The organism is uncultured Campylobacter sp., assembly GCF_938045405.1.
Classification (GTDB): domain Bacteria; phylum Campylobacterota; class Campylobacteria; order Campylobacterales; family Campylobacteraceae; genus Campylobacter_B.
Genome location: NZ_CALIMW010000294.1, coordinates 1 through 1131 on the forward strand (window position 1 = coordinate 1; position 1131 = coordinate 1131).

Genomic DNA, 1131 nt, shown 5'->3' on the forward strand with positions numbered 1-1131 from the left:
TTATCGCTTAGCCCGTTTATCACCGGCACGCGGCTAAATTCCGCAAGCTCTATTAGCGTCTCGTGGCGATTTACGCGCGCCATAATCAGATCGCACATTCGCGAAATCACGCGCGCGGTGTCTTTGATCGGCTCGCCTCGCCCGAGCTGGATGTCGCGACTGCTCAAAAACAGCGCGTGCCCGCCTAGCTCGTTCATCCCCACGTCAAAGCTAACTCGCGTCCTGGTCGAGCTTTTTTCAAATATCATCGCTAATTTTTGATCTTTCAAATATGGCTTAAAATTTCGCGCTTTAGCCTCTTTTTTAATCTCAAAGGCTAAATTTAAAATTTCAATTATCTCGTCTTTGCTAAAATCGTTTAACGTAAGAAAGTGCTTCACATCGCTCCTTTATCTTTTATAAATTTACTAAAAAATTCTTTTAAATCACCTTTCGTCATATCGCCCGCAGCCACCTTTACGACTACGTCTTCCATCGCCGCATAAAATTCCTCGTCGTCCAAAACTATAGAATTCGCCGATAAAAACATATCGGCTAGCAAAATCGCCGTCCTTTTATTGCCGTCGGTAAAAGGATGAAATTTTATGCACGAATGCGTCAAATGCGCGAGTTTATCCGCCATAGTAGGATAATACAGATCGTTTTTTATATTCTGCAATACGGACGATAAATATCCAAGCGAAGTTTTATTATAACCCTTGCTTCCGCCTATTTTTTCTAGCATTTTATCGTGGATAAAAATAGCCTGATGCAGCGTTAAATATTTCATTTGTCTTTTTTCATTTATCCTTTAAGCGCTCAAAAACGGCCCTATTGCTCGGTTTATCCAGTTTCGCAATAACGGCACTCGAAAGCTCGCCAAAATTTTCTATATACTCATCCCTATTTTCGGGTAAAATTTTAGCTTCAAATTTCATCTTTTTTGCTAGCTTCATCACCGCATCCAAGACGGCTTGCATTTCGTTACTTTTAATTTCGAGTGCTATTTTATTCATCGCTAGCCTCTGTTTAAAATTTCCGCAATCTCTTTGGCGTGGTAGGTGATGATCATATCGGCACCCGCGCGCCTTATGCCCATCATCGTCTCCATCATCACGCGCTCATAATCGATCACGCCCGCTTTTTTACCCG

2 protein-coding genes and 2 pseudogenes are annotated in these 1131 nt (G+C 42.2%); all 4 read right to left on the reverse strand.

Translation table 11 applies throughout. The features are described 5' to 3' along the window. Positions 1–380, reverse strand: a pseudogene (locus Q0140_RS11985) (ornithine carbamoyltransferase); the annotation flags it as partial. Further along, positions 377–769, reverse strand: a complete 393-nt coding sequence (locus Q0140_RS11990; protein ID WP_297964883.1) for a type II toxin-antitoxin system death-on-curing family toxin — start codon at positions 767–769, stop codon at positions 377–379. The gene Q0140_RS11990 and the pseudogene Q0140_RS11985, both read right to left, overlap by 4 nt. 10 nt (positions 770–779) lie before the next feature. Next, entirely contained in the window at positions 780–995 is a 216-nt protein-coding gene (locus Q0140_RS11995; RefSeq protein ID WP_297964885.1) for a hypothetical protein, read from the reverse strand. A 2-nt stretch (positions 996–997) separates the two neighbouring features. Further along, positions 998–1131 (reverse strand): annotated as a pseudogene (locus tag Q0140_RS12000) (porphobilinogen synthase); the annotation flags it as partial.

What these genes read in the sequence shown, in the direction of transcription:
- Q0140_RS11990 (WP_297964883.1), bottom strand. Translation starts at nt 769, where the DNA reads ATGAAATATTTAACGCTGCATCAGGCTATTTTTATCCACGATAAAATG.
- Q0140_RS11995 (WP_297964885.1), bottom strand. Translation starts at nt 995, where the DNA reads ATGAATAAAATAGCACTCGAAATTAAAAGTAACGAAATGCAAGCCGTC.